The 26,311-nt window shown below is 60.9% G+C and carries 18 protein-coding genes; 3 read left to right on the top strand and 15 right to left on the bottom strand.

What is annotated here, in order from left to right; translation table 11 throughout:
• Positions 1 to 33: 33 nt before the first annotated feature.
• A complete protein-coding gene (locus EPN96_00110) occupies positions 34 to 1,641 on the top strand; it encodes a GAF domain-containing protein (protein ID TAL18794.1) in 1,608 nt (535 codons plus the stop codon).
• 33 nt (positions 1,642 to 1,674) lie between these two features.
• Here the strand turns inward: EPN96_00110 and EPN96_00105 are convergent, their stop codons facing one another.
• The gene (locus EPN96_00105; protein ID TAL18793.1) at positions 1,675 to 3,501 is read right to left on the bottom strand and encodes a type II/IV secretion system protein; all 1,827 of its coding nucleotides are present in this window, start codon (positions 3,499 to 3,501) and stop codon (positions 1,675 to 1,677) included.
• A gap of 141 nt (positions 3,502 to 3,642) precedes the next feature.
• Between EPN96_00105 and EPN96_00100 the strand changes: the two genes are divergently transcribed.
• Positions 3,643 to 4,074 carry an FprA family A-type flavoprotein gene (locus tag EPN96_00100; GenBank protein ID TAL18792.1) on the top strand — a complete coding sequence of 144 codons (432 nt, stop codon included), beginning with the start codon at positions 3,643 to 3,645 and terminating at the stop codon, positions 4,072 to 4,074.
• 18 nt (positions 4,075 to 4,092) lie between these two features.
• Positions 4,093 to 4,674, top strand: coding sequence for a rubrerythrin family protein (locus EPN96_00095; GenBank protein TAL18791.1), 582 nt, complete (start codon positions 4,093 to 4,095; stop codon positions 4,672 to 4,674).
• A gap of 76 nt (positions 4,675 to 4,750) precedes the next feature.
• On the opposite strand, the gene EPN96_00090 is transcribed toward EPN96_00095, so the two are convergent.
• The 14 genes from EPN96_00090 to acnA form a co-directional block, all read right to left on the bottom strand.
• Entirely contained in the window at positions 4,751 to 5,017 is a 267-nt protein-coding gene (locus EPN96_00090) for a cytochrome c (protein TAL18790.1), read from the bottom strand.
• Positions 5,018 to 5,096: 79 nt separating this feature from the next.
• On the bottom strand, positions 5,097 to 6,374 hold the full coding sequence (locus EPN96_00085) for a radical SAM protein (GenBank protein ID TAL18789.1): 1,278 nt from the start codon (positions 6,372 to 6,374) through the stop codon (positions 5,097 to 5,099).
• Between the two features lie 27 nt (positions 6,375 to 6,401).
• Positions 6,402 to 7,754 (bottom strand): nitrogenase, encoded by a 1,353-nt coding sequence (locus EPN96_00080; protein ID TAL18788.1) that lies wholly within the window; start codon positions 7,752 to 7,754, stop codon positions 6,402 to 6,404.
• Positions 7,747 to 9,108 (bottom strand): nitrogenase iron-molybdenum cofactor biosynthesis protein NifE, encoded by a 1,362-nt coding sequence (nifE, locus tag EPN96_00075; protein ID TAL18787.1) that lies wholly within the window; start codon positions 9,106 to 9,108, stop codon positions 7,747 to 7,749. The genes EPN96_00080 and nifE overlap by 8 nt, the downstream gene beginning before the upstream one ends.
• A 58-nt stretch (positions 9,109 to 9,166) precedes the next feature.
• Complete coding sequence (locus EPN96_00070; protein ID TAL18786.1) at positions 9,167 to 9,463, bottom strand: (2Fe-2S) ferredoxin domain-containing protein; 297 nt, start codon at positions 9,461 to 9,463, stop codon at positions 9,167 to 9,169.
• A 2-nt stretch (positions 9,464 to 9,465) separates the two neighbouring features.
• Positions 9,466 to 9,873 (bottom strand): P-II family nitrogen regulator, encoded by a 408-nt coding sequence (locus EPN96_00065; GenBank protein ID TAL18785.1) that lies wholly within the window; start codon positions 9,871 to 9,873, stop codon positions 9,466 to 9,468.
• A gap of 15 nt (positions 9,874 to 9,888) precedes the next feature.
• Entirely contained in the window at positions 9,889 to 10,215 is a 327-nt protein-coding gene (locus EPN96_00060; protein TAL18784.1) for a P-II family nitrogen regulator, read from the bottom strand.
• Positions 10,216 to 10,239: 24 nt separating this feature from the next.
• Positions 10,240 to 11,064, bottom strand: a complete 825-nt coding sequence (gene nifH, locus EPN96_00055) for a nitrogenase iron protein (GenBank protein ID TAL18783.1) — start codon at positions 11,062 to 11,064, stop codon at positions 10,240 to 10,242.
• A 51-nt stretch (positions 11,065 to 11,115) separates the two neighbouring features.
• Positions 11,116 to 12,492, bottom strand: a complete 1,377-nt coding sequence (gene nifK / locus EPN96_00050; protein ID TAL18782.1) for a nitrogenase molybdenum-iron protein subunit beta — start codon at positions 12,490 to 12,492, stop codon at positions 11,116 to 11,118.
• A 25-nt stretch (positions 12,493 to 12,517) separates the two neighbouring features.
• The gene (gene nifD / locus EPN96_00045; GenBank protein TAL18781.1) at positions 12,518 to 14,152 is read right to left on the bottom strand and encodes a nitrogenase molybdenum-iron protein alpha chain; all 1,635 of its coding nucleotides are present in this window, start codon (positions 14,150 to 14,152) and stop codon (positions 12,518 to 12,520) included.
• A 509-nt stretch (positions 14,153 to 14,661) separates the two neighbouring features.
• Complete coding sequence (gene recD, locus EPN96_00040; protein TAL18780.1) at positions 14,662 to 16,473, bottom strand: exodeoxyribonuclease V subunit alpha; 1,812 nt, start codon at positions 16,471 to 16,473, stop codon at positions 14,662 to 14,664.
• A complete protein-coding gene (recB, locus tag EPN96_00035; GenBank protein TAL18779.1) occupies positions 16,470 to 20,165 on the bottom strand; it encodes an exodeoxyribonuclease V subunit beta in 3,696 nt (1,231 codons plus the stop codon). The genes recD and recB overlap by 4 nt, the downstream gene beginning before the upstream one ends.
• Positions 20,018 to 23,248: an exodeoxyribonuclease V subunit gamma gene (gene recC / locus EPN96_00030; protein ID TAL18778.1), complete on the bottom strand. Its 3,231-nt coding sequence runs from the start codon at positions 23,246 to 23,248 to the stop codon at positions 20,018 to 20,020. Before recC ends, recB begins: the two co-directional genes overlap by 148 nt.
• A gap of 319 nt (positions 23,249 to 23,567) precedes the next feature.
• Positions 23,568 to 26,294, bottom strand: a complete 2,727-nt coding sequence (gene acnA / locus EPN96_00025) for an aconitate hydratase AcnA (protein ID TAL18777.1) — start codon at positions 26,292 to 26,294, stop codon at positions 23,568 to 23,570.
• Positions 26,295 to 26,311: the final 17 nt, after the last annotated feature.

Here is a 26,311-nt window from a genome sequence, read left to right as displayed (position 1 = left end):
TGTAAATATCCCGTCACTCATAGCGGAGGTCACATGCCCCTCACCCAGTCCGCCGGTCTGACTCTCGACGCCTCCCGCACGGCGAAGCTCGTTGAGGTCGGCATCGCCCTCTCGGCCGAGACCAATCTCGAAAAACTCCTCGAAAAGATAATCAGCTACGCCAGGGAACTTACGCTGGCGGACGCGGGCACCCTTTACACGGTGAACGGCGGTTTTCTGGACTTCAAGATCATCCAGAACGACACCCTCGGCATACGCCTCGGCGGCCCCGGCAGCGAGCCGATAACCCTCGCTCCCGTTCCGATAACAAGGTCCGCCGTTTCCGGCTACGCGGCGCTGACGGGAACGCTCGTCAACATCCCCGACGTCTACGAATCGAGCGATTTCGATTTCACCGGGCCAAGGCGTTACGACGAGAAGACCGGCTACCGGTCGCGCTCGATGCTCGTGGTCCCGATGCACGACCACGAGGGAACGATTATCGGCGTCCTCCAGCTCCTCAACTGCACCGATCCGGCGCAAAAGACGGTTATCCCCTTCCCCCGGGAGGTCGAGCCCATCGCAAGCGCCTTCGCGAGCCAGGCCGCGATTTCGCTCACCAACGCAAAGCTGATAAAAGAGGTCAGAGACCTCTTCGAGTCGCTCATCCGCGTCATGGCTACGGCGGTGGACGCCAAATCGCCCTACACCGGCAACCACGTGCAGCGCGTCGCGAAACTCAACACCCTGCTGGCGGAGGAGATAAACGCCTGCGGCGAGGGCGTTTTCGCCGGAGTGCATTTCACCGAAGACCAGATGAGCGAGATTCGCATCTCCGGCTGGCTCCACGACGTAGGCAAGATAACCACGCCGACCTGGGTCATGGACAAATCCACCAAGCTCCAGACCGTCTTCGACAGGATCGAGCTGGTAAAGAGCCGCTTCACGGCGGCCGTACTCGAAGCCGAAGCGCGGGCGCTCCGCGCTTTTGGGGCGAGAGTCTCGGGCGACGGCGAAAAGGTGGAGGAAAGCCCGGAAATGGCGAGGGCCAAAGAGGAGACCGAAGCCCTCATGGCCGATTACTCTTTTATAGAGAGTGTGAACCAGCCAAGCGAGTTCATGAGCGACGAGATGCTGGCGAAACTGAATGATATCTACAGGCGAAGGTCGGGGGTGGTAAGCGGCGGTGGGCCTCTTTTGACCGCTGAGGAGACGCTGAACCTGTCGATCCGCAAGGGGAGCCTCAACGAGCACGAGATAGCCCTAATGCGCCAGCACGTCGTCGATACCGCCAAAATCCTCGCCGAGGTACCCTTCGACAAGACCGGAAAACTAAAAAACGTCCCGGTTTACGCCGCCCAGCACCATGAAAAGCTCAACGGGACCGGCTACCCCCGGGGAATCGCCGAAACCGACCTTCCGCTCCAGTCGCGCATCCTTGCGGTAGCGGATTTCTACGAGGCTCTCAGCGCGAAAGACCGCCCCTACAAAAAGCCCATGCCCCCGGAAGTAATCTACAGGATTATGAAGAGCTGCGGAGAGCATGGGGAGCTTGACCCGAAGATCGTGGAGCTTCTCTTCGAGAGGGGGATCCACGAAAAGTTCGAGGAGCTTTACGAGAGGGAAAAGGGCGCGGGGCGCAGGAGTACCGACGGTATCTGAACCGCCGGAATCCCTGCCCATCCCTAAAAGGTATTATTGGGTTTTTTGCGCCTTCATGCTTTCCCGGAAGGTTTCCGAGATGTGAGGCAGGGTCGATTCAAGCCAGGAGGGCTCTTCGTCCAGCATGTTCACGTCCTCGGGAGTAAGGGTCGTGCCTCCCGTCACCCGGAGAACCTCGTCTATCGCCGTAAGCCCCTTTAGCGCCTTCTCGAACCCGTCAAAGAACATCGGTCTGTAGCCCTCGGGGAACGCCGCCCTCTTTAAAGCCTTGACGGAGGTTTCGGGATTTATCATTTCAGTGACCTTTTCGGTGAAGGGAAGGCACTCGTAAATGCCCACCCTTCCGATAAAGCCGCTTCCACGGCAGAGCGGACAGCCCTTGCCCTTGTAGAAGGGCGGAGGATTCTGCGGGTCTATGAGGCTTCCCAGCCTCGAAATGGTGTAGCTGTCAATCACCGCCTCCACCTTGCAGCTCTGGCAAATCCTTCGCACCAGTCTCTGCCCGACCACGCAGATTACCCCGGCCGTTATCAGAAAGTGCTCCACCCCCAGATCGAGGAGGCGCACCACGGCTGAGGGCGCGTCGTTGGTGTGAAGGGTCGAAAGGACCAGGTGGCCGGTCTGCGCGGCCTGAATCGCTATCGTGGCGGTTTCCTTGTCGCGTATCTCTCCCACCATCACTATGTCGGGATCCTGCCGGAGTATCGCCCGAAGGCCCGAGGCGAAGGTTATCCCCGCCTTGGGCAGTATCTGCACCTGATTCACGCCGTCGATATGGTACTCCACCGGGTCCTCTACGGTTATTATCTTCACGGTGGGCTCGTTCAGGATATTTATGCCCGCGTATAGGGTAGACGATTTACCGCTTCCCGTCGGGCCGGTGACCAGTATTATTCCCTGCGGGGTTTTAAGCGCGTTGATAAAAAGGCCGTACTCCCGCTGGGCGAAGCCGAGGGTTTCAAGGACCATAGCCGTGCGGTTCGGGTCGAGGATACGGACGGTCACGCTCTCCCCGTGAGTCGTGGGGATTGTCGATACGCGCAGATCGAGGGTCTTTTCGCCGAAACGCACCTGCGCCTTGCCGTCCTGCGGCTTCCTGCGTTCGGAAATGTCCATGTTGGAGAGAATTTTTATCCTTGAGACAATCGCCGGATGGAGTTTTGCGTCAACGGTCATGGCGACCCGGAGAATTCCGTCCAGCCTGTAGCGCACCACCACCGAATCGGTGCTCGGCTCGATGTGGACGTCGCTCACGCCAATCTCGATAGCGTCGGCGAAGATGGCGTTGACGAGTCTTATGAGAGGGGGCCGCTGGGAGATCGCAGCAAGACTCTGGATATCCTCTATGGCCTCCTTGGGCTGGGAGACCTCCAGAAATTCCACTCCCTTGTCGTGGATAGCGTTAGCGGTGTCACCGGCCTTGAGGCTCCCTATGTTGGGGACGTTGACCTCTATCGCTTTTACGATCTCGCTCTCCGGCGCGACCGCTAGGGTCACCTTCATCCTCGTGGCGAAACGTATCTCTTCGAGGGCGTATTTTTCGAGGGGATCGGCCAGGGCGACTGTAACCGTGTCCCCGGTGACCTCGATGGGGAGGGCGCGAAGCCGGTAGATCAGGTTGCGGGGCAAAAGCCCTGTGACTTCAAGGGGAAACCGCTTGTCCCGAAGATCCACGAGAGGCAGCCGAAGCTGGCTTGAGAGCGCCTTGGCTATCGCCACGTCGTCGGCGGCTCCCATCGCGACGAGGACTCGTCCCAGCCTCTTTCCCGGAGTTCTCTTGCCTATGTCGAGGGCGGCTGTGAGCACTTCCTCCGATATCACACCCGCTTCTATCAGAACCTCACCTATGCGTTTTCTCAAATCGGTCCTCTCCGGCGACGGCGCGGCCAGGGAAAAAAAACTCGTTAGTTTAAAATATACTGCAATTTTCGGATTACAATTTTCTTCGGTGATTTCAGGTGCTAAAAAATATTTATTTTATCTTTGTGAACCGGAGGAGTCATGAGAAAAGTCGCTATAGTTTACACCACCCAGACGGGCGAAACGGGAAAGCTGGCAAAGGCTATCGCCGAGGGGGTCGCCCTCGCAGGAGGAGAAGCGAGGCTCTTCAAAATGGAAGATCTTTCGGATATCCTCGAACTCGAAAGGTTCGACGCTCTTGCTGTGGGCACTCCCACGCAGGAGGGGAAAGAGGTCCCGGCGGCGCGTGAGTTTCTGGAAAAGCTTATCGCCTCCTCCATAAAGGGCAAATACGCCGGTGCTTTCGGCTCCTGCGGCTGGAGCGGCGAAGCCCCCTATATCGTAGCTCTCTACCTCGAAAGGGATTGCTCCATGAAAATGGCCTCGGAACCCCTCAAGGTGCAGCAGGGGGTAAGGGACAGCGGCCTCGACGTGGCGCGGGCTTTCGGAATGAAGATGGTATTCGGGGGCTGACCCCCTGGGAGAAAAATGATGAAGGGACTCAAAGGCAGCAAAACGGAAAAGAATCTGCTCAAGTCTTTCGCGGGCGAGGCGCAGGCGCGAAACCGCTACACCTACTACGCGAGCGCGGCGGTAAAGGAAGGCTACATGCAGATAGCCGCGATCTTCGAGGAGACCGCCAATCAGGAAAAGGAGCACGCCAAGAGGTTTTTCAAGTACCTCAAGGGGGGCGATCTCGAAATTACCGCCACCTATCCGGCGGGGGTGCTCGGCAACACCCTTGAAAATCTCATCCACGCCGCCAACGGCGAGCTTCTGGAGCACTCCCGCCTCTACCCGGGGTTCGCCGCCGTCGCCAGAGAGGAAGGGTTTCTGGAGATAGCGGAGCTTTTCGACTACGTCTCCGTCGCGGAGGTACACCACGAGGAAAGGTACCGCGCCCTCGCCGAAAACATCGAAAAGGGAAGGGTCTTCAAGCGCGACAAAAAGACAAGATGGCGCTGCCGCAACTGCGGCTATTTTCACGAGGGGGAGGAAGCCCCGGAAAAATGCCCCGCCTGCCTCCATCCGCAGGCCCACTTCGAGGCCTTCCACTGCGAGAACATCGGGTAAAAAACGGACTTTTCAAAAACAGAAAGGGGCTTCCCGCTCGGGAGGCCCCTTTGTTTTTTCAATCGTGCGAGACCGCTTACTTCCCGCCGATCTTCAACAGGTAGTCGGTGATGATTTTGGCGTCGGCGTCGCTTATGAAACCAACTTTCTTGCTCATCATCAGCTTTACAGTATCCGCCAGAATCTTCGGATCTTTCGAGACCGCCGCGGATTTCTCGGTCGGGTGACAGTTGCCGCACTTTTCCTCGAAAAGTTTCTTCGCCGGGTCCAGCTCGGCGGCCAGCGCGCCCGTGAAAACAAAGGCCAAACCCAAAACAAACGCAGGAATAAGAAATTTCTTCATGATTCTCTCCTTGTAATGCGCCGCTAAAAGGGGTTGCCTTTATTTTATCACCACGGCGGGGGCCGTCAAAAAATACGGCTCAGCCGCACCCGCCTCCGTCGCCGCCGCACCCGGAGCTTTTGCGGCAACCCGAGGCAGACCGCTTTTTAAGCGCTCCGAGCCCCTTCCCCTCGTAGACCGCGCTAAGGCCCATATCGATAAAGCCGCTCATTTCAAGGAGGGTAAGTCCTTCCGCTTCCAGAACGGCTTCGGGGACCTTCCCGAAACCGCTTACCAGCACTGCCCGGCAGTCGGAGAGAATGGAGGCCAGTTCCTTCCAGCGTTCGACGTTGCCGCCGCTTGGGGGAGCTTTTCTGGTTTCGACGAGTTTGAACCCCTCCGGGGCCTTGGACCATATCTGGAAGGAATCGGCCTCGCCGAGGTGCTGGTTGATAAGGAGTCCTTCCCTTGTCGCGACCGCGACGTTGGGGCGGTTTCGGAGGTCGATAGGTATTATCTCGGCGCACTCCTTCAGGTAGGGGCCGAACTCGCGGGAGCGGTCCTCTCCCAAAAGTCCGGCGGCGTCCGCCCTGCACCGCCTGCAATGTCTCATCTGCGGGAGGAATTTTTCCGCTTTGGCGCGGGCCGCCTCCATCATTTCGGGAGTGGGCTCCAGGACGTTCTCGAAGGGAGTGCCCGCCACCGGGGCCATCGGCATGACGTTCAGCACGTCCACGCCGAGGGAGGCCATCTTCTCGGCGACCGCTTCGACGTGATGGTCGTTCACGCCGGGGATGAGGATCATGTTGACCTTCACCTTCAATCCCTTTTCCTTTACCGCGCGGATTCCTTCGAGCTGGCGTTCGAGGAGGTATTCGGCGGCCTCCCTGCCACGGCGGATTACCTTGCCGTCGCGCACCCAGGCGTAGATTTTTGCGCCGATTTCGGGATCGACTGCATTGACAGTAACGGTGACGTGGGTCACGCCGCTTTCCGCGATCTCGCCGGCGTACTTCGGCAGCATCAGGCCGTTGGTGGAAAGACACCCGATGATGTTGGGATTTAATTTTTTAGCCTCGCGAAGGGTGCCGAAAGTCTCCTCGGGATTGGCGAGAGGGTCGCCGGGGCCGGCTATGCCCACCACCGAGATTCTGGGCTCTTTCGCGAGGATTCCCGAGAGGTAGATTCCCGCCTGCGCCGGAGTCAGGACGGCGGTGGAGACGCCGGGGCGGGATTCGTTAACGCAGTCGTGGCGGCGGTCGCAGTAGCCGCACTTTATGTTGCACTGGGGCGCGACCGGCAGGTGGACGCGGCCGCAGACGCCTTCGGAACTCTTGTCGAAGCAGGGGTGTTTGACTGTTTTTGGCTGTGCGTTCATGTTTTACCTCGATCCTCGGCCGCAAGATTAAAGATAGGAGTAACCCACGGCATTATTTTGCTGTTCGCGTTCCAGAAGGGTGTTGACGATCCGGTCGTAAAAGCCCAGCGCGCCCGAGTAGCCGACGTGGAGGGTTCTTTGCCCGCCGAAGCGGTCGTGGATGGGAAAGCCCATCCGTATGAGCGGTACGTCCAGCTTCTTTGCTATCTGGTATCCCTTCGAGCTTCCCACCAGAAAACCGGGCGAAAGCTCTTCGGCAAGGAGGGCTATCTCGTCGAAATCAGCGCCGGAAGCGATCTTTACCGGCTCAAGCAGAAGGTCCTTCGTCACCGCCCCGATAACTTCGCCGAAGCGCTTTCCTTCCGCGCCGGTGGCGCAAAGTACGGGCTGCACTCCGATCTCGGAGAGGAAGGAGACGAACCCTACTGTCAGGTCCTCGTCACCGAAAACGGCCGCCCGGCGTCCTGAAAGATACTTGTGGCCGTCAACGTAGGCGTCTATGAGACGGCCCCTGTCCGTGACGTAACTTTCGGGCGCCGGGCGGCCGGAAATCAGCGACAACGCTTCAAAAAAGGCGTCGTTTTCACGAAGTCCGACGGGCGTGCCCAGCCGGAAGAAGGGTACGCCGAAGCGGTCCTTCAAAAGCTCCGCCGGTGTCGCGCCCGAAAGCGTCCTTCCGAGCTCGATGCTGAAGGCGCTTCTTCCCATCGCGGCGATTCGCTCCACGGGGGTTCCGCCGGGCGTAAGAGCTCTGTATTCGGCTACCGCGGGGCCGTCGAGGGTCTCCGAGTAGTCGGGAAGGATTATCGGGTCGAGGCCGAAATCGCGCAGTATCAGGGCGAGGTGGCGGATGTCCGCCGGAGAGAGAAACCCCGGGAAGAGGTTGACCTGAGCCGGAATCTTTTCGCCGCCCTCGACCGCAAGGGCGTCGGTCAGCGCGAGAACCGCCGCGTGAAATCCCTCGACGTGGTTTCCCTGATAGCTCGGCGTCGAAACGCGGACTATCCTGGTCTTTTCGCCGGGGTTTTCCCGTTGGTATTCGCCGACGATCGCTCTTACGTCGTCACCTATCGTCTCGGTGAGGCAGGTCGTGGCGACGCCGATGAGTTCGGGGGAGTATTTCCTGATGACGTTCGTGAGCGCTTCCTTGAGATTGGCGGCTCCGCCGTAAACCGCTTCCTTTTCGCCCAACGAGGAGGAGGCTATGTCCACCGGCTCTCTGGTGTGGCTTATGATGTAACGGCGCATGTAGGTGGCGCAGCCCTGCGAGCCGTGGAGGAGCGGGACAGCTCCCCGGACGCCCTTGAAGGCCATGCAGGCCCCCAGCGGCGCGCAAACCCTGCAAGCGTTGGTTGTCGAGACGTAGCCGGTGTTACCCATTTTCGCCCCATTTCCGGGGCACGAAGCGCCAGACGGGGCTCATCACCGTGCGGTGTATCTCGGCGGCGAAATTCTCCATCCCCTCGAACCCTTCGAGGGCGATCTTCCGCTCGTGGTTGTGGTCGCAAAAGCCTATGCCAAGCTTGTAGGCTATTGGGCGTTCCTTAACGCCTCCGACCAGCACGTCCACGCCCTTTTCCTTGATGAACTTGACGAGCTCCAGCGGGTTGGCGTCGTCCACTATGACCGTCCCCTCGTCCGCCACGCTGTGAAGCTCCTCGTAATCCTCGCTGGTTCCCGTCTGGGAACCGGCCATCACGACCTGCATACCCAGAAGGCGGAAAGCCTTGATGAGGGAAAAGGCCTTGAAAGCGCCGCCGACGTAAAGGGCGGCTTTCTTGCCCGTGAGGTCTTTGCGGTAGCGCTCCAGCGCGGGAAGTATCTTTCCGATCTCCTCGCGGACGAGTTCCTGCGTGCGCCGGACTATGCCGGGGTCTTTCGGGGCGAAAAAATCGGCGATGTCGTAAAGAGCCTGGGCCATGTCCTCGATGCCGAAGTAGGAGACCCGAAGGATCGGAGTCCCGTACTCGTCCCGCATCAGCTTCGCGAAATCCATCGTCGAGCCGGAACACTGGACGACGTTCAGAGCCGCCCCGTGGGCCCGGCGAAGATCCTCGACCCTTCCGTCTCCGGTGACGTTGGCCACTACCTCGACGCCCATCCTTTCGAGGTACTTGCGCACTATCCAGATCTCTCCGGCGAGGTTGAAGTCCCCGAGGAGGTTTACCGAGACGGGGGAGATGTTGTCCGTGGGACCGCTTCCGACGAGGCGGAACATGGCGCGGCAGGCGGCGTTGTAGCCGGCGCGCTTGTTGCCCTTGAAGCCTTCGGACTGAACCGGAATCACGGGAATTTTCTTTTCCGCTTCGACGCGGCGGCAGACGGCTTCGAGATCGTCGCCGATGATGCCGACGATGCAGGTCGAATAGACGAAGGCGGCTTTCGGCGAGTGGCGGTCGATGAGCTCGACGAGGGATTTGTAGAGCTTCTCCTCGCCGCCGAAGATGATGTCCTTCTCGCGAAGGTCGGTCGAAAAGCTCAGGCGGTGAAGCTCGGGGCCGGAGGAGAGGGCTCCCCTTATGTCCCAGGTGTAGGAGGCGCAGCCGACGGGGCCGTGGACGAGGTGGAGGGCGTCGGCTATCGGGTAGAGCACGACTCTAGCCCCGCAAAATACGCAGGCGCGCTGGCTCACCGCACCGGCAAGGGAGGGCTTGTCGCACTCGATGGCGAACTCCCCGGTTCCCTTTTCCCGGATCTGCCCTTCCCTTTCCTTTAAAATCTCTTCGGCTGCCATTTTCTTTTCCTGACTTTAGGGATGAAGTTCCCCTGGGGTCGCCCCCAGGGGACTTCTTTCAGATAAGGTAATCCCCGGCGGTTTCGCCGGCTTCAAGCGCGTCGAGGATGGTGTCTATCGCCTCCTCGTCCACCTTGCCGTACCAGTCGCCCTGCGGGTAGACCACCATAACGGGGCCGTGGTCGCAGGCTTTGAGACAGCTTGTGGAAGAGACCATCGCATCGAGGCCCCTGTCGATTATCTCAGACTCCAGGTAGGGGAGGAGGGCCAGCGACCCCTTCTGGTGACAGACGCCCTTGGCTTCGGCGCCGCGGAAACTGCCGCAGACGAGTATGTGAAACTTGGGTTTTTCCACGGTCAGCCTCCCTGGTTCCCGGCCATTTCGCTGATGGCCGCGTCGCCTGTCTCGTAGGTGCGAACGCGCATGGCGTCCATCACAGGCAGTACGAAAATCTTTCCGTCACCGGCGCTCCCGGTGGAGTTGGCTTCGATTATGGTTTTGACCACGACGGGTACCGCTTCGTCGGGGACCACGAGGCTTATCATGCGTTTCGCGATGAGGCGCGGCGGGGCGGTAAGCCTGTCCAGAACCTCGGGGATGGGGTCGGTCTGGGTGGAGGCGGCCTTCACGACCTCGTAATCCACCGGTTTGCTGCCGCGTCCCATCACCCTCACCGCCGTCATCGAGGGGTAGCCCGCCTGAACCAGCGAAGCCTTGGTCTGGTTGATCTTGTTCATCCGTATTACGGCAAGAATCTCTTTCATTTTTGACCCCTGTCCTTATGCTTCGCGGGTGCCGCTGGAGACGGTGTAGACTTCGTCAACCGGGCTGACGAAGATCTTGCCGTCGCCGTAGGCTCCCTTTTCGCCGGTGCGGGCGGCGCGGGTGATGGCCTTGAGGAGGAGCTCCTTGTCGGATTCGTTGACGACCGCCATCAGCATCTCCTTAGCCAGTTCGTCGTAGGTGACTTCGCCTACCTTGAGGCCCCTCTGCTTGCCGCGGCCGGTGACTTCCATCTTGGTGACGGCCGGGTAACCGGCGTCCATCAGGGCCTGCATTACGGCGGCGGCTTTTTCGGGGCGTACAATTGCTCGTATCATCAGCATCTTGATTCTCCTTGGGGCCGGCGCTTAGCCGAAGAGCCCGTAATCCATTAAGAGTTTTTCGAGTTCGGGGATTTCGAGGGGAGTCGGTATTACGAACATCTGGTTTTGGTCGATCGCCTTGGCGAGGTTGCGGTAGTGATCGGCCTGCTCGTCGGCGGGATCGAATTCGATGACCGTCTTGCGGTTGATCTCGGCGCGCTGGACCAGGTTGTTTCTCGGGACGAAGTAAATCATCTGGGTGCTGAGCTTTGCGGCCAGAGCCTCGATCATCTCCTGCTCGTTGTCGACCAGGCGGCTGTTGCAGATGAGGCCGCCCAGGCGGACGCCGCCCGCGTCGGCGTACTTCTTGATGCCCTTGCAGATGTTGTTGGCGGCGTACATGGCCATCATCTCGCCGGAGACGACGATGTAGATTTCCTGCGCCTTGCCCTCGCGTATCGGCATGGCGAAACCGCCGCAGACAACGTCGCCGAGAACGTCGTAAAAGACGTAGTCGATATTCTTGTCTTCGTCGTAAGCGCCGAGGGCTTCGAGGAGGTTGATCGAGGTGATGATGCCGCGTCCGGCGCAGCCGACGCCCGGCTCGGGGCCGCCGGATTCTACGCAGATGGTGTTGCCGTAACCGTCCTTGCAGACGTCTTCGAGCTCAACTTCCTCGCCTTCCTCGCGAAGGGTGTCGAGGACGGACTTCTGGGCGAGGCCGCCCAGAAGGAGTCTCGTCGAGTCGGCCTTGGGGTCGCAGCCGACCACCATTACCTTCTTGCCCATTTCGGCCAGTCCCGCCACCGTGTTCTGTGTCGTCGTGGACTTTCCGATTCCGCCTTTTCCGTAAATAGCTACCTTTCTCATGGCCTTCTACCTTTCTTTATTAATCAGTTGGTCTTCTCTTGAATCACTGCACTACATTACGAGCTCAAAGCTCTCTTCCGGCGAATCCCTGTCCTTGCGGTCCAGAATCGCGTCAAGCATCTTTTCTACAAGGCGCATCGCGCCGCGGTAACCGACGGTCGGGAAGAGGATGTGTCCGATTCTGTCCATCAGGGGGAAGCCGTGGCGGATAAGGGGGATGTCCTCGTCGCGGGCGATGTACTTGCAGTAGGTGTTGCCGATGATGAGATCGACTCTCTCGTTCTTGATGAGCTGGTGGAAGTAGTACATGTCTCCTCCGGCCTTGACGTTTACACTGTGGCCGGTCTCGGAGACGATCTCCTCGATGCGGCGCTCGAAGGCCTTGCCCGGAGTGCCGGTGACGACGTGGACGGGTATCATGCCGAGGGTCACGCAAAACTCGGTGAGAGCGACGAGCTGGTCGGGGTCGCCGGAGAGCGCGACCTTCTTGCCGTGGAGGTACTGCTCCATGTCGGCGATTACGTCGATGAGCTGGCCTCTTTCCACCGTCACCGCGTCGGGAACCTCAACGCCCGCGACCTGGCGGAGCGCATCTATGAAGCGGTCGGTGGCCAGAAGGCCGATGGGAAGGTCAAGAATCCTTGAGGGAACCTTGCACTTGGAGTCGAGCGCCTCGGCGGCGGGCTTTGAGGCCTCGTAGCCGAGCGCTAGGGTTGCGAGGCTGTCGCCGGTGGAGGCGAGCTGGGCCGTGGTGACGCCGCCCTCGGGGAACATCCGGTGATGGCCGGTAAGGGGGGCGTTGAGGACGCCGGAGGTGTCGGGGAAGAGGATGACATCCGCCCCCACCGCCGCCGAAAGCCTCTTGATTTCCGCCATGTCGGCGGGCTCGACGAAGCCGGGAACAACGTTTACCTTGCCGTTCGGGGTTCCGCTCTTCTTGGCGAAGTAGTCAACCAGAGCCTTCGTCATGTTGGCGAAGCCGGTTACGTGCGAGCCGACGTAGCTGGGGGTGTTGGCGTGGATGACACGCTTGCCCGCAGGTACGAAACCCTTTTCGGTGGCCTGATGGACGAAGGAGGGGACATCGTCGCCTATCGTCTCCGAGAGGCAGGTGGTGTGAACAGCTATCACCTCCGGCTCGTAAAGGGCGAAGATATTCTGTATGGCCTGGGTCAGGTTCGCGCCGCCGCCGAAGACCGAAGCGCCTTCGGTGAAGGAGCTGGTGCCGGCCATTACCGGTTCTTTGTAGTGGCGGGTAAGGGTGGAGCGGTGGTAGGCGCAGCACCCCTGCGAGCCGTGGCTGTGGGGGAAGCAGTTACGGACGCCGAGCGCCGCGTACATCGCTCCGATGGGCTGGCAGGTCTTTGCCGGGTTTACCGACAGCGCCTGCCGTTCGGTTATTTCCGGGTTGGTATGGCGAAGAAGCATTTTTATCTCTCCTTTTGGTTTCTTTTCAGGCCGCTGCGAATTCGGCGGTGATTTCCGGGTTTACCTGCCAGGGGGCCTTGATGTGGCGCCAGATGCGGGTAGAGGTCATGCGGTCGATGTCACGGTAAAAGTTGATCGCACCCTTGAACCCGGCGTAGGGGCCGCCGTAATCGTAGCTGTGGAGCTGCTTTAAGGGCACGCCGCTCTTCTGGACCACGTACTTCTCCTTGATGCCCGCGCAAAATACGTCGGGACGCCAGAGCTCGATGAGCTTTTCGGTCTCGTGGTGGCTGATGTCGTCGATGGTGAGAGTGTTCTCCTCCATGTCCTTCATCATTCCCTCGTAGTCGTGCAGGCTTAGCCCCTCGGCGATGAGCTTCTTTATCTCCTCGTCGCTCTTTCTCGGAGAGAACTTTTCGGGGTCGGGGTGTACGTCAAGCTCTTCGATGTTACGGCTGTCGGCGTCCGGCTTGAGGGAGGGAAGCACGACGCGCCCCTCGTAGTCGTCGCGGTGGCCGAATTCGTAACCGGCGGCCAGCGTCTTCATGCCTATTTCCTTGAAAAGCTCCTGATAATGGTGGGCGCGGGAGCCGCCGACGAAGAGCATCGCGGTCTTGCCGGTGGTGCGGGCGGCGATATCGGCCGCAACCCTCTCGACCTCCGGCATTTCCGAGGCGATGACCTTCTCGACAAGAGCCTTCAGGTCCGGGTCGTCGAAGTACTGGGCTATCTTGCGAAGAGACTTTGCTGAAGCCTCGGCGCCGATGAAATTGACCTTTATCCACGGGATGCCGTACTTGGTCTCCATCATCTCGGCCACGTAGTTGATCGAGCGGTGGCACATGATGCAGTTGAGGTCGGCGGTGTGGGCGCTGGCGAACTGGTCGTAATCGGCGTTGCCGCTGAAGCTGGCGACCAGCGTGATGCCGCAGGCCTTCAGGAGGCGTTCGATCTCAAAAGCGTCGCCGCCGATGTTGTACTCTCCCAGCATGTTGATCCTAAACTTGCCCGGTACGCCCTCTTCCTTGGTGCCGACGACGTGGGCGAAGATGCCGTTGTTGGCGATGTGATGGCCCGCCGACTGGCTGACGCCCTTGTAGCCCTCGCAACTGAAAGCGAAGACGTTGATGCCGAGTTCCGCCTTCATGTCGCGGGCGACGGCGTGAACGTCGTCGCCGATGAGGCCGACCGGGCAGGTCGAACAGATCGCTATCGCCTTGGGCTGGAAGAGGCCGTAGGCCTCGCGGACGGCCTCCTTCAGCTTCTTCTCGCCGCCGAAGACGATGTCGGACTCCTGCATGTCGGTCGAGAGCGCGTAAGTCATGTAGTTCGGCGACTCGGGGGAATCGGGAAGGGTCTGGTTGCGGCGGGTAAGCCAGCTGTAGAAGCCGCACCCTATCGGGCCGTGGGTGATGGTGAGGATGTCGCGCACCGGCCCGAGGATAACGCCCTTACACCCCGCGTACGAACAGCCGCGCTGGGTGATGACGCCGGGAGTGGTTCTGGTGTTGGAGAGAATCTCCGGCACGGAGCCGTCGTCCTCGCAGGAATTGACGACGATCTGCTTCGCCCTCTTACGGGCGATCTTTGTCGGGAACTTATCTACGAGGTAATCTCTCACCTCTTCGGGGGTCGGCGGTTTTTGCGTCTTCTTAAACATTTCCGGGAGCCTCCTTGAGCCTAATGCTTTTTGGATGTGGTGTACGACTGGTTCGCCAAGACTAATAGCAACCGCCGTGCCACGGCCCCTTTACGGAAACCCGCTTTGACGCATCTACTCGATATGATTGGAATAATTAATTCGGAAGAAAAACAGGCCCCCTTATAACCGGCCGACGCGGGTACCCTCAAATTTGTAGGTTCCTACACTTTGGTGGGTTCAGACAAAGGAAGAGGGAATATTATGTAGGTCGTTTGAGCGTAGCGAAAGGCGACAAAACCTTAACCGTCATTCCCACGAATGCGGAAATCGAGGGGTAGTCGCGTAGGTCGCGCTTGAGGAACGAAAGCCGACAATACCTACTCGTCATTCTCGCGCGAAGCGCTAATGGGATGGTCGCCCCTTTCATCCGTTAAGTGGAACTTACCATTCCCACTTTGGCACTTTGATGCCGTCAGGGAAAGGGGCGACCATCCCATTAGCTCCCTTTTGTTTTTCTGCGTGAAGCCTCAGCCCCAGAGGGCGTCACGAAGGCCCGAGGAGCGCTCTACCCGCTTCTTCACACCGCTCACGAAGGAATCCCCTTCGCCCCACACCTCCACTTTCCTTTTCGCCCTCGTCATCGCCGTATAGAGAAGCTCGCGGGTAATCCCCGCCCTCTCTCCCGGCGGAAGGACGAGGAGTATCTCCTCGAACTCGGAGCCCTGGCTCTTGTGGACCGTCATGGCGAAGACAGTTTCGTGTTCGCCCAGCCTCGCCGGATGAAGCCCCCGAAGGCCCCCGCCGGGGCTCTGGAAAAAGACCCGAAGCTCGCCGCCCGCTTCCGGGTCGGACATCGTCACGCCCACGTCCCCGTTAAAGAGGCCCGCGTTGTAATCGTTTCTGGTTATCAGCACCGGTCTTCCCGCGTACCAGCGCTTTTGGGAGTCGATAAGCCCCCGCGACGAAAGCGCCCTCTCGATGAGAGAATTAATATCCTCGACTCCGTAGGGTCCTTTTCTTAAAGCGCAAAGCACTCTCCAGGAGGAGAACTCGGCCAGAGCTTCGCCGGGCGTTTTGGACCGGAGGAACTTCTCGAACTTCAAAAGCGCCAGCGCGGAGAGCTTGCGGTGAAAACCCGCTACCGGGGGAAGCTCCTCAAAGACGGCGTCCTCGCGGGAGCCGGAGGAAAGGAGGGCGAGAGCCCCTTCGCCGTCGCCCCGGTTGACCGCTCCGGCGCACTCGCCTATGCCGCTATCGACTTTGAAGCGGTAGCTCTTCCTGAGTATCGTTATCGCGTCGGAGAGGCTGTTTCCTCCCTCGCCGGTGGTTTCGACCCCGTCGCCGGAGACCTCTCGTATGAAACCGGCGAACCTGGGGGTAAACCCCTCCGCGCCCCCGGCCCCGCAGATGTCGCCGAGAACCGCCCCGGCCTCCACCGAGGCGAGCTGGTCGCGGTCGCCGACCAGCATCAGCTTCGCAGACCCCTTCAAAGCCCCGGCGAGGTGCGCCATGAGGGGAAGATCGACCATCGAGGCCTCGTCCACCACCACCAGGTCGTGAGCGAGGGTATTTTCCGGCCCGTGGGCGAAGGAACCCGCCAGATTTCCGAAACCGAGGAGCCTGTGCAGCGTGAAGACCTCCCTCGGAATAGCGTTTTTCACCCACTCCGGGCAGTCGATACCTCCGACGGTGGCCCGTATCGCCTCTCCCAGCCTTCCGGCGGCCTTGCCGGTGGGAGCGCACACCGCTATCTTCAGCGGCCTGCCGTTAAGTTCCAGAATCAGCGCCAGCGCCTTCACCACGGTGTGGGTCTTCCCCGTTCCGGGGCCGCCTGAGATAACGGAAAAGCGCCTCGTGGCGCAGACGAGGGCTGCAACGCGCTGGAGATCGGGATTCTCGCCGCTAGCGGGGAAGAGCCGCCCGAGCGACGCTTTTAGAAGCGCCGTATCCGCGCCGGAAGGATTAAAGCAGCTCCCCTCGCCCACGAAACGGGCGAGAGAGGTCTCGTACTCGTGGTAACGGCGAAGGTAGAGGCGGCCCTTCGCGTCGAGAATGAGGGGTTTCCACTCTCCGGGCTCTCCCGCGACGCCGCTTTCCAGCAAAATCCGGGTCCATTCCCCGAAGGGCGGCGCGCTCTCGCCGTTTTCAAGGACAGTCGAAGCGTACTTCTTCAACTCCACGCAGACGTTGCCCCTGTCGACCTCACGCGAAACCAGCATCGCCGCCAGCCCGGCCTCTCTGGACGCCCCGGGGGAAAGGCGCAGCAGCAAATCGGCAAAGCGCCTCGCCAGAGGGGAGAAGGCGCCTTCGGACTCCTGAAAGGAGAATTCGCCGTTCACGCTTCACCTCCCCGGGTGAGAAACTCCGCGAGCCCCTCCACGAACTCCCTCGTCGGCCTGGAGCGGTGAAACCCCTGCCCCGGCGAACCGCCCGCGCCCCTGATGAAGGCGTAGACGATCCCGCCGAAATGGGTGTCGTAGTCGTAGCCCGGAAGGGTCCTTCGCAAGTGGAGGTGAAGGGCCACGGCGTAGAGGTGCGACTGGAAAAAGTAATAGTTCCCGGCCATCGCCCTTTCGAGTTTCTCGGGTATATAGGCTTCGGGCGAGTTTCCGAGGTGGTTGGATTTCCAGTCGAGCAGGTAATACCTTCCTTCGCGCCGGAAGACGAGGTCGATGAACCCACGGAGAATTCCCTTTACCGGCGAAAATTCCAGTTTTTCCACGAGTTGCGGGATTTGGGGCGAAAATCCGCCGCCCCCGTGCTTCTCATACCAGCGCGAGAGGTCCCTTACGGTAATCCTGCCGAGGCGGATAAGAAACTCCACCTCGTTCATCCGGTCACGCTCCAAAAGTCCCCGGAGGGTCAGCCCGTCGCCGCCCATGACGGCGTTGACGGTCCTGTTCACGGTTTCGGCCACCACCCCGCTCCACGCGGTCGAAAACCCGTAGAAATCGAGTTTTCCGGCGGCAAGGTCGAGCAGCTCGAGCGTCGTCTCCCCCCCGTAACCGGCGATCTCGAAGATGGAGTGGAAAAGATCGCCCGCCTTCGCCCCCTTCGGGAAGGCGAAGATATTCCTCCGGCCACCCTCCTCGCCGCCGGTCTTTGTCTCTGCCTCCCGGCCGAGGTAGTCGCGGTCGGGCAATTCTTCGGTGTGGGCTCTTCCCGAGGAAAGGGCGGAAAAGCTGGTCACCGACCATTCGCTCGCTATGGTTCCCCTGAACGCGGGCAGCGAGAGCCCGGTCTTAACGCCGGTTTCCCCCGGAAGAGGCTCGCCGGAGGGTTCCGGCATCGGCGTTACCGCAATCCTGCCGCCGGACCGCTGCGACAAGCTTTCAAGGTCCGCCAGCATCTCATCGTCGGAAAGATCCTTTTTGCCGCCGGAGGTCTTTGCCGAGGGGTGAAAGAGACCGTTCAGGGCGCGGTCCCCGGCCTCCTTGAACCCTCCCCAGACGAGGTAGAGACCGGCGGAGGCGCGCGTCAGGGCGACGTAGAGAAGGCGCATCTCCTCGGCGAAATCCTCGCGTCTTTTCCGCTCCCGGTGTTCTTCCAGTAGCGGGCTGCCGAGGTCCAGAATCACCTTTTGCGGGTCCGCCTCGTCGCGGCAGGCCACCTCCGCCTCCTTACGGCGGCTTGAGGAGTCCCAGACAAAGGGGCAGAAGACCACCGGATATTCCAGCCCCTTGGCCTTGTGGATCGTTATTATCCTCACCGCCCGCTCGTCGGTCTCGATGCGAAGCTGGTGCTCGCCGGAGGGGTTCTTTCCGGGGTCCGCGACCTTCGACGAGAGGTACTTTATGACCCCCTCGACCCCCAGCTTCTCCTCCTCGTCCGCCTTTTCCAGCAGCTCCACGCACTGGAGGAGGTTGGTGAGTCTTCTTTCGCCGTCCGGGAAGGAAAGGAGGTTTTGCCGGACCTTTTCCGCCGAGAGAAAGTTCCTCGCCATCGCGACGAAACTCTTGTTTCGCCACTCTTCCCTGTAGGAGTAAAACCGCTCCGCAAGCCCGAACCACTCGCTCGAACTCCCCTCCATACGGGCGATCAATCCGCCGTCGCCCCCCAGGATGTCCGTGGCCAGCGCTCCCCTGGCGATCCGGGAATCGGCGGGGTTGGCTATCGCGTGAAGGATCTGCAAAAGCTCCCGGGGTTCGCGGCTCTCGAAGACGCTCTCATCGGTGCAGATGACCGAAGGGACGCGGCGGTTCGTCAGCGCGTCCTTCACCAGAAGGGCGTTCTTGTTGGTCCGCACCAGCACCGCGATGTCGCCGGGCAGGAGCGGCTCTCCTCCGACGGTAACCCTTCCTTCCCTGCCTCCCGAAAGGAGCCTGACAATCTCCCCCGCCACCGCAGCGGCTGCGGACTGCCTCCCCTCCAGCTTTCCTATCGGTTTTTCCTTTTCGCCCCTTCGCATGAACCACACCTTGAAGGGCGACTTATCCGGCTCGCCGTCGAATTCGAGGAGCTTGTGATCCCTGTCGGCGGGCGAGGCGGGGTGGAAGGGAATCCTCTCGTTGCCGAAAGGGCCGGGGGCGTTGGAGAAAACGGAGTTGACCGCTCCTATGAGATCCGGCGCGGAGCGCCAGTTGACGTCGAGAGTGTAGCTCCGCGAAGCCTCCGTCGCGGCGGCGATATAGGCGTTGACGTCCGCTCCGCGAAAACCGTAGATCGCCTGCTTCGGGTCGCCGATTAAAAAGAGCGGCCCCCCGCCGAAGACGGTCTTGAAGATTTCGTACTGTACCGGGTCGGTGTCCTGAAACTCGTCTATCAGGGCCGCCCGGTAGCGTTTCCGCAGGCTCTCGACGAGCCTTTCCCTTCCTTCGCCGCGTAGCGCGTCGCGAAGGTCGGTCAGAAGGTCGTCGAAGTGGCGGAGGTTTCTTTCCCCTTTCAGCTTTTTAAGCGCCTGCCTCGCCTCTTTGAGAGTCTCGGATTTCAGAAGAAGAAGCTCCCCTTCCAGCGCGTTCTCAAGCTCCCCCGCCGCCTCAATAAATATCCGGCAGAGGTCGAAGAGAGGATCCTGGGGCGCGTCGAACCCCTTCTTTACGTTCTTTTCGATGGAGGGTGTGGAAAACTTTTCGAGCTTGTCGGGCGGCTTTCCGGTTCCCCCTTCCCTGAGGTAGCGGTCAACGTCCAGGCCCCATTCCGGAATGCTGTCGGGCTTGTAGACGTTTCCCTTGAGGCAGCCGGAGCCGAGAAGACGGCAGGCTTCCTCGCGCCGCTCCTCCCAGAGCGTCCGGAACTCCTCGAAAACCCGGTTGAAGCGCTCCTCCGCCTGCTGGAGGGTGGTGCCGGTCAGCGAGGGGATCACCGTCAGCCCCTCCCTCGTCCCCCACCGGCCGACGAGGGAGAAAAGCTCCTCCGGCGCGGCGTTTTTCATGGCGTAGCGGGCGAAGAGAGGCGCGGCGGTGAAAATTTTCCGCCGCCAGAGGTCGTCAACGACTTCCCTTGTAGCCGAGTCCACGTCTTCCATCAGCTCGGCGTCGAAGGGGGAACCGCTCTCGAAGGCGCTCTCCGAGAGGGCGCGAAAGCAAAAGCCGTGAATGGTGTGTATCGCCGACTCGTCGAAGGAGCAGAGGGCGGACCAGAGCGCCCTTTTCGCCCGTTCGGGATCTTTGGAACTTGCAATGAGGGCCTTCAGGAAGGGGTCTTTTGTCTCCTTTCCGCCGAAGGCCCCGTGCGCCTCGCGAAGCCGCTCCCGTATCCTACCGCGAAGCTCTTCGGTGGCCGCTTCGGTGTAGGTTACTACCAGCACCTCATCGACCTTGTACCCTTCCTCGGCGACGAGCCTGCAATAGAGGGCGGCTATGGCGTAGGTCTTGCCGGTGCCCGCGCTCGCCTCGACGAGGTTCACCCCCGAAAGAGGGCAGGATTCGGGTTGGAGCCGCCCGCTCACGGCTTTTCCATGTGGTCGAGAAGGGGAAAGAAGAAGGTTTCGGCAATGGCCGCAAAATCGCCCGCGAAAGGGCCTGTCTCGCCGAAACAGCGCTGCATGTAGGGATCGAGTCCTTCCCCGGAGGTTTGCTCTTTCCCCTCCCACTTCTCCAGAGCAGCCTTAAAGGACTTTTCGGGCGTTTCCCCCTTTCGCACCTTCTTCGCGTACTCCAGGGAGGTCGAGGGAAAGAGATGAAGCGGTTCCATCCCTCCGCGAAGAAAGAGCGCGCCCAGGCTGTCGAGGAGGGCTTGAGCGCCGTCAACGGGCCGGAAGGAAATTTCCTTGTCCCGTGCCGTGAAAAAGGTCCGTTTGGGAGCAGCGGCGGTGTCCGCGGCGTTCCAGAGGAGGTGGCGCACCCAGCCTTCGACGATATCCTTGTCCCGCAGCTTGCCGGGCCGGTAGAGGAGAAGGCCGCCGGGAGTGACGCCGGAAAGCGGACCTGAAATTTCAATCTCCCCCGCCCTGACCGAAACTTCCAACGTAGAGGGAAGGGCTCCGCCCATCCGCTCCGAGACCTTGGCGGTCAGCAAGGCCGCCGATTCCAGAAGTTCGCAGTAAACCCCCTCCCCGGCGCTTCCGGGCGGCAGAAAGCCGCGCTTTCTGAGATGGGAAAGCTCTCCGGGACGGACCTCGCACCTGAGCCTTGCCTCGACCATCTCCCCGATGAGCTTGTAGTTCTCCAGCCCGGAAAGGGCGAAGGTCTCGCGGTCCTCCAGCCCTTCTTCCGGCCTCAAAAAGCGGAGGCCGAGCCTCCCGGTCATGAAAAACCCTGCGGGATTCAAAAAGAATTTAGTGAAAGAAGCGGGCGAGGCAATCCGCCACTCCGGTCCGGGGTCCGGAAGGGGCGAAGGGAGGAAGGAGGCGGGGGCCTTCCGCTCTCCCGCGAGGGCTTTCGCCCCCTCGAAATTTTCACGCGAGTAGCTGCGAAAAGCGCCGTCCTCGAAGTAGGAGGGGCTGAAACCCTGCAACCGCTCCCTTCTCACCAGTTTTTCCCGCACCTTCCCCTCTCTGGGGAGGCGAAACCCCTCCTCCACGGCGTCGACAAGCTCGCTCACCACCACCGAGGGCTGCCTTTCGGAGTTGTCCTGCGGCGACTGGCCGCAATAGCTGACGTAGAGGTTGTCCCTGGCGGAGAGGAGCAGTTCCAGAAAGAGGTAGCGGTCCTCCTCCCTCATCGAGGGGTCCTGCGGGAGACGCTCTTTTGCGAGGAGGTCGAACCCCTGCCTGCGCTCGGCGCGCGGGAAAACCGTGTCGTTCATCCCCAGAAGGGCGATTACCCTGAAGGGGAGGCTCCGGAAGGGCCGAAGGGCGCTGAAGGTGACGCGACCCCGCAGATACCCGCCCCCGGAACCGCTCTCCTCGAAATTTTTTGTCAGGAGGGTCCTCACGGAGCGAAGATCGACCGGCCCGGCGAACCCCGAAAGGCTTTCAAGTTCGGCCAGCTTTCCTATCGCCTGCCGAATCGTCCTCTCCTCGCCGAGCTCTTCCTCCCCTGCTTCGAGGAGGTTTCCGAAGGAGTCCAGCAGCGCCGCGCTCCACTCCGAAAGGGTCTTTGGAACCGAAAACGAATCGCCGCAGGTAAAGAGGAATTCGCAAAACTCGATGAGCCGCCCGAGGGTGCGGGATTCGCTCCCCTCGATCTCGCCGGAGGGCAAAATCCCGCGGAACTCCTCCCTCCCGCCGCCCATCGCGTAGCCGAGGAGGAGGCGGTCGAAAGCCGCGCGCCAGCTGTTCTCCTCGTAGGCGAAAGAGAGCTCTTTCTCGCGGTGGAGGGCGTCCCTGCCCCACCTGATCCTTGTGGCCTCAATCCACCCTTTTATCAGTTCCAAATCGCCCGCCTCGAACCCCCAGCGTTTCATGACCTCTTCGGTTTCGAGAATTTCGACCACCTCGGATACGGTGAAGCGCCCGGAGGGGAGTTCCAGAAAGCGTAGGAATATCCCGGCCAGTTTTCCGCCGGAGCGCGCGGAGCGGTCGGCGATGGTGTAGGGTATGCGGCGGCCTGGGTCTCTTTCGCCGCCGAAGACAGCCTCTATTATCGGGGCGTAGGTCTCTATGTCGGTCGCCGCCACCAGGATGTCTCTCGGCTCCAGCCCTTCCGTTTTCTCGAAGAGGCCGAGAAGGTAGTCGTGGAGGGTCTCCACCTCGCGCACCGGACCGTGGCAGGAGCGGATGTCGATAGAGTTGTCCTCTTCCGGCAAAACTCTCTTTTCCCCCGCTACGGTGGGGTCGGCGAGGTCGAGGATATCGCCCTGAATCATGGCGAGGAGCGAATCGCCACTGGGCTTCCGGAAGTACTCCTCCGCCTCCAGCCCCAGAGACAGGGCGCTCTCGAAGAACTCCCTTCCGGGCTTCCCGAGAGACGCCAGCAGCGGGTGCCCCCTCTCCATACCCAGTTCCTCCGGCGAGATTCCCGTTTTCGCGGCCAGCTTCGCCATCTCCTTCCCGGAGACGATGTCGCCCCAGTAGGCGCGGGATGGATTCAGAATGAAGAGATCGACCCGCATGAAGCGGGAGAGCGAGATGAGAATCTGAAGGCGTACCGGGGCCAGAAGGGCGGTGCCGAAGAGAGAAACCCGCTCGGGAAGAGCGCCCGGAGGCGGGACGAAGCCGTCGGGAAGGTTCGCCAGCCGCAAGAAGCGCGAAGCCTTGTCGCCGCCGGGGTATTCGCGCGCAAGCTCCCGCCAGAGTTCCCCCTGCCAGTCCCCTCCGGGATCTGCCTCCCACTCCTTCAATTTGCCTATGCGGAAGACCTGATAAAGCTCGAAGAGCTGGGCGAGTTTCCCGGAGAGCTGGAGCCGCCGGAAGAGTTCATCCCCCGCGCCGGTCTCGCCCGCCCGCGTGTACCCCCTCACCTCGGCGAAAGACGGTCCGGACTGAAGTTCGCCGATCTTCCTCATCAGCCGCCAGGTCATGACCTCGGGAGAGAAATACTCCTGCCGGGGTTCGCCGGGAAAGAGCGCGGCCTTTGCCTCCTCGAAGAAACCGTCGGGACTCAGGAAGGAGAAGTTCGTGAAGACGGAGCGCTTTTCGGCGAGATAGAGGGAGAGCCAGCGTCCGACGCCCCGGTTGGGCACTATTATCCGCTCGACGGCGAAGGGGTCCGCAAGCGGGGCCGCAACCACCCCGGAAAGCGCCTCGGCAAGAGGTTCCATGCGATTTCCCGCGTGAAGCGTAATCCCCGCCATGTCAGTTGATTTCCGTCGTTTGCGTGAGAATTCAGAAGGTCGCGGCACACCGCCGAAAGCCGATTCTAATTGCGGCAGTCGAGGGAGTCAAGGAAGGGGGAGATTGGGAAGGGTATGTAAATAGCTTTCAGCCAGATAAACAAAAACGCCGCCCCTTGGGGAACGGCGCCTTATGGTCTTTTATCTTTTCAATCCGGCAATCTATTTCGGCGAAGGGCAAGGAGTCCGCAGGGCGCGCGGTCGCAGGCAGTAGCGTGACTACGCCAAGACCCGCGCTCGAGAAACGACGCAGCCATTCGCCGAAAGAGGAAGCCGGACCTTACAGCAACGAGCGGATCACGTACTGCAGTATCCCGCCGTTCTTATAGTACTCAACGTCTATCGGCGTATCCAGCCGGACTTTCGCCTCAAAGGATTTCTGCTTTCCGGATATTTCCTTTGCAATGACGTTGATGGTAGCGCCCGCGTAGAGGGAGCCCAGCCCTTCTATGTCGTAGAATTCGGACCCAGAGAGGCCGAGGGTGGAGGCGCTCTGGCCGGGGAGGAACTCCAGCGGGAGGACGCCCATGCCGACCAGGTTGCTTCGGTGGATGCGCTCGAAAGATTCGGCGATTACGGCGCGAACGCCCAGAAGGCGCGTGCCTTTCGCCGCCCAGTCCCTGCTGGAACCCATGCCGTAGTCTTTTCCCGCCAGTATTATGAGCGGTGTCTTTTCTTCGGCGTAGCGCATCGCCGCGTCGTAGATTGACATCTCTTCGCCGCTCTTTAAGTGAACAGTCACGCCTCCCTCGGTGCCGGGGGCGAGGTGGTTTCGGAGGCGGACGTTGGCGAAGGTGCCGCGCATCATCACCTCGTGGTTGCCGCGCCGGGAGCCGTAGGAGTTGAAATCCGCGCGCGCGACCCCCTTCGATTCGAGGTAGAGGGCGGCGGGGCTTGTCTTTGCTATGTTCCCCGCGGGCGAGATGTGGTCGGTGGTCACCGAGTCGCCGAGGAAAGCCAGAACTCTGGCGCTCTTTATGGGCTCGATCTTTTTGGACTCCATTTGCAGGCCGGAGAAGAAGGGGGGATTGCGGATGTAGGTGGAGCTTTCGTCCCACTGGTATATCTCCCCTCCCACGGTCTTTATCGAGCGCCATTTTTCGTCGCCGGAAAAGACGTCTCCGTACTCTTTTGAGAACATCTCCGCCCCGACGTGCTTGCCCACGACGGCGTCTATCTCCTCGGGCGTCGGCCAGATGTCTTTAAGGTAAACCGGCTCGCCGTTGGGGTCCACGGCCAGAGGCTCGGTGTCGAGATCGATGTCTATCGTCCCCGCCAGCGCGTAAGCTATGACGAGTTGGGGGCTGGCGAGGTAGTTGGCGCGCACGAGGGGGTTTATGCGCCCCTCGAAGTTGCGGTTGCCGGAGACGACCCCCGCCACGACGAGATCGCCGCTTCGCACCGCCTCGGCTACCGGCGCGGGAAGGTCTCCCGAGTTTCCTATGCAGGTGGCGCAGCCGTACCCCGCGACGTGGAAGCGAAGGGCTTCGAGGTAAGGGAGGAGCCCCGCGCTTTCGAGGTAGCTTGTGACCACCCGCGAGCCGGGGGTGAGGCTGGACTTAACCCATGGGCGGGGCGAAAGGCCGCGCTCGACCGCCTTTTTGGCGACGAGGCCGGCCCCTATCATCAGCGCCGGGCTGGAGGTGTTGGTGCAGGAGGTGATGGCGGCTATCGCCACGCTACCGTGGGTCACTCTCGACCGGAAATCCCCCGTGTCGAAGGGAACGGCGAACTCTCCGTAGGTGTCTTCCCGCTTCCCCTCGCCCGTTTTGGGCTCCCCGCAGGCGACTACCGTCTTTCCGAAGCCCTTTTGCAGGTTTTGGGAAAAGTTTCTCTTCACCTCCCCGAGGGCGAGTCTGTCTTGCGGGCGTTTCGGCCCCGCCACGGAGGGAACGACCGAGCCGAGGTCGAGGGAGACCTTTTCGGAAAAGCGCGGCTCGAAATTCTTGTCGGCTAAAAAGAGTCCCTGTTCCTTTAAATAGCGTTCGGCGAGGTCCACCCTGCCCGGCTCCCTGCCGGTAAAGCGCAGGAACCGAAGGGCGACCTCGTCCACGGGGAAAAACCCCGCCGTCGCGCCGTACTCGGGGGCCATGTTGGCCACAACCGCCCTGTCGGGCAAAGAGAGGCTGTCGAGTCCTGGGCCGTAGAATTCGACAAGCTTCCCGACGACGCCGTGGGCGCGAAGCAGCTCGGTGACGCGAAGAACCAGATCTGTGGCGGTAACGCCGGGCCTCAGATTCCCCGTGAGCCTGACGCCGACCACCTTCGGCACCAGCATGTAGAGCGGCTGGCCGAGCATCGCCGCCTCCGCCTCGATGCCGCCCACTCCCCAGCCGAGGACTCCGAGGCCGTTTATCATAGTAGTGTGGGAATCGGTGCCGACGAGGGTGTCGGGAAGGACGACCGTTCCTTCCGCGTCCTTTCGTAGCGCGACCACTTCGGCGAGGTATTCGAGATTCACCTGATGACAGATGCCGGTGGAGGGAGGAACGACGCGGAAGTTTCTGAAAGCTCCCTGCCCCCACTTGAGGAACTCGTACCTCTCGCGGTTTCGCCGAAACTCCAGCTCGACGTTGTAATCGAGGCTGTGAAGGTCGCCGAAATGGTCTACCTGGAGCGAGTGATCTATCACGAGGTCGGCGGGGATGAGAGGATTTATCTTCTGGGGGTCTCCGCCGAGCCGCTTTACGGCCTCCCTCATCGCCGCGAGGTCCACCACCGCCGGGACGCCGGTGAAATCCTGCAGAAGAACCCTCGCCGGGCGAAAGGCGATCTCCTTCCCCGAGTCTACTTCGCTTTTCCAGCCCGCGAGGCCCGCGATGTCGCTCTCGGAGACGGTCTTGCCGCCGTCATACCCGCGAAGAAGGGATTCGAGAATTATCCGGAGGGTAAAGGGCATGGTGGATACGCTGCCGAGTCCGGCCTTTTCGAGGGCGGGAAGGCTGTAGAACCTTCCTTCCACATTTCCGGCGGCTATTTTCTTTATCGATGAAAACGGGTTCGTCATAGCGAATTTCTCCGGTA

Source organism: bacterium, assembly GCA_004322275.1.
Classification (GTDB): domain Bacteria; phylum Desulfobacterota; class Deferrisomatia; order Deferrisomatales; family BM512; genus SCTA01.
This window is presented reverse-complemented; position numbering and strand designations above follow the sequence as displayed.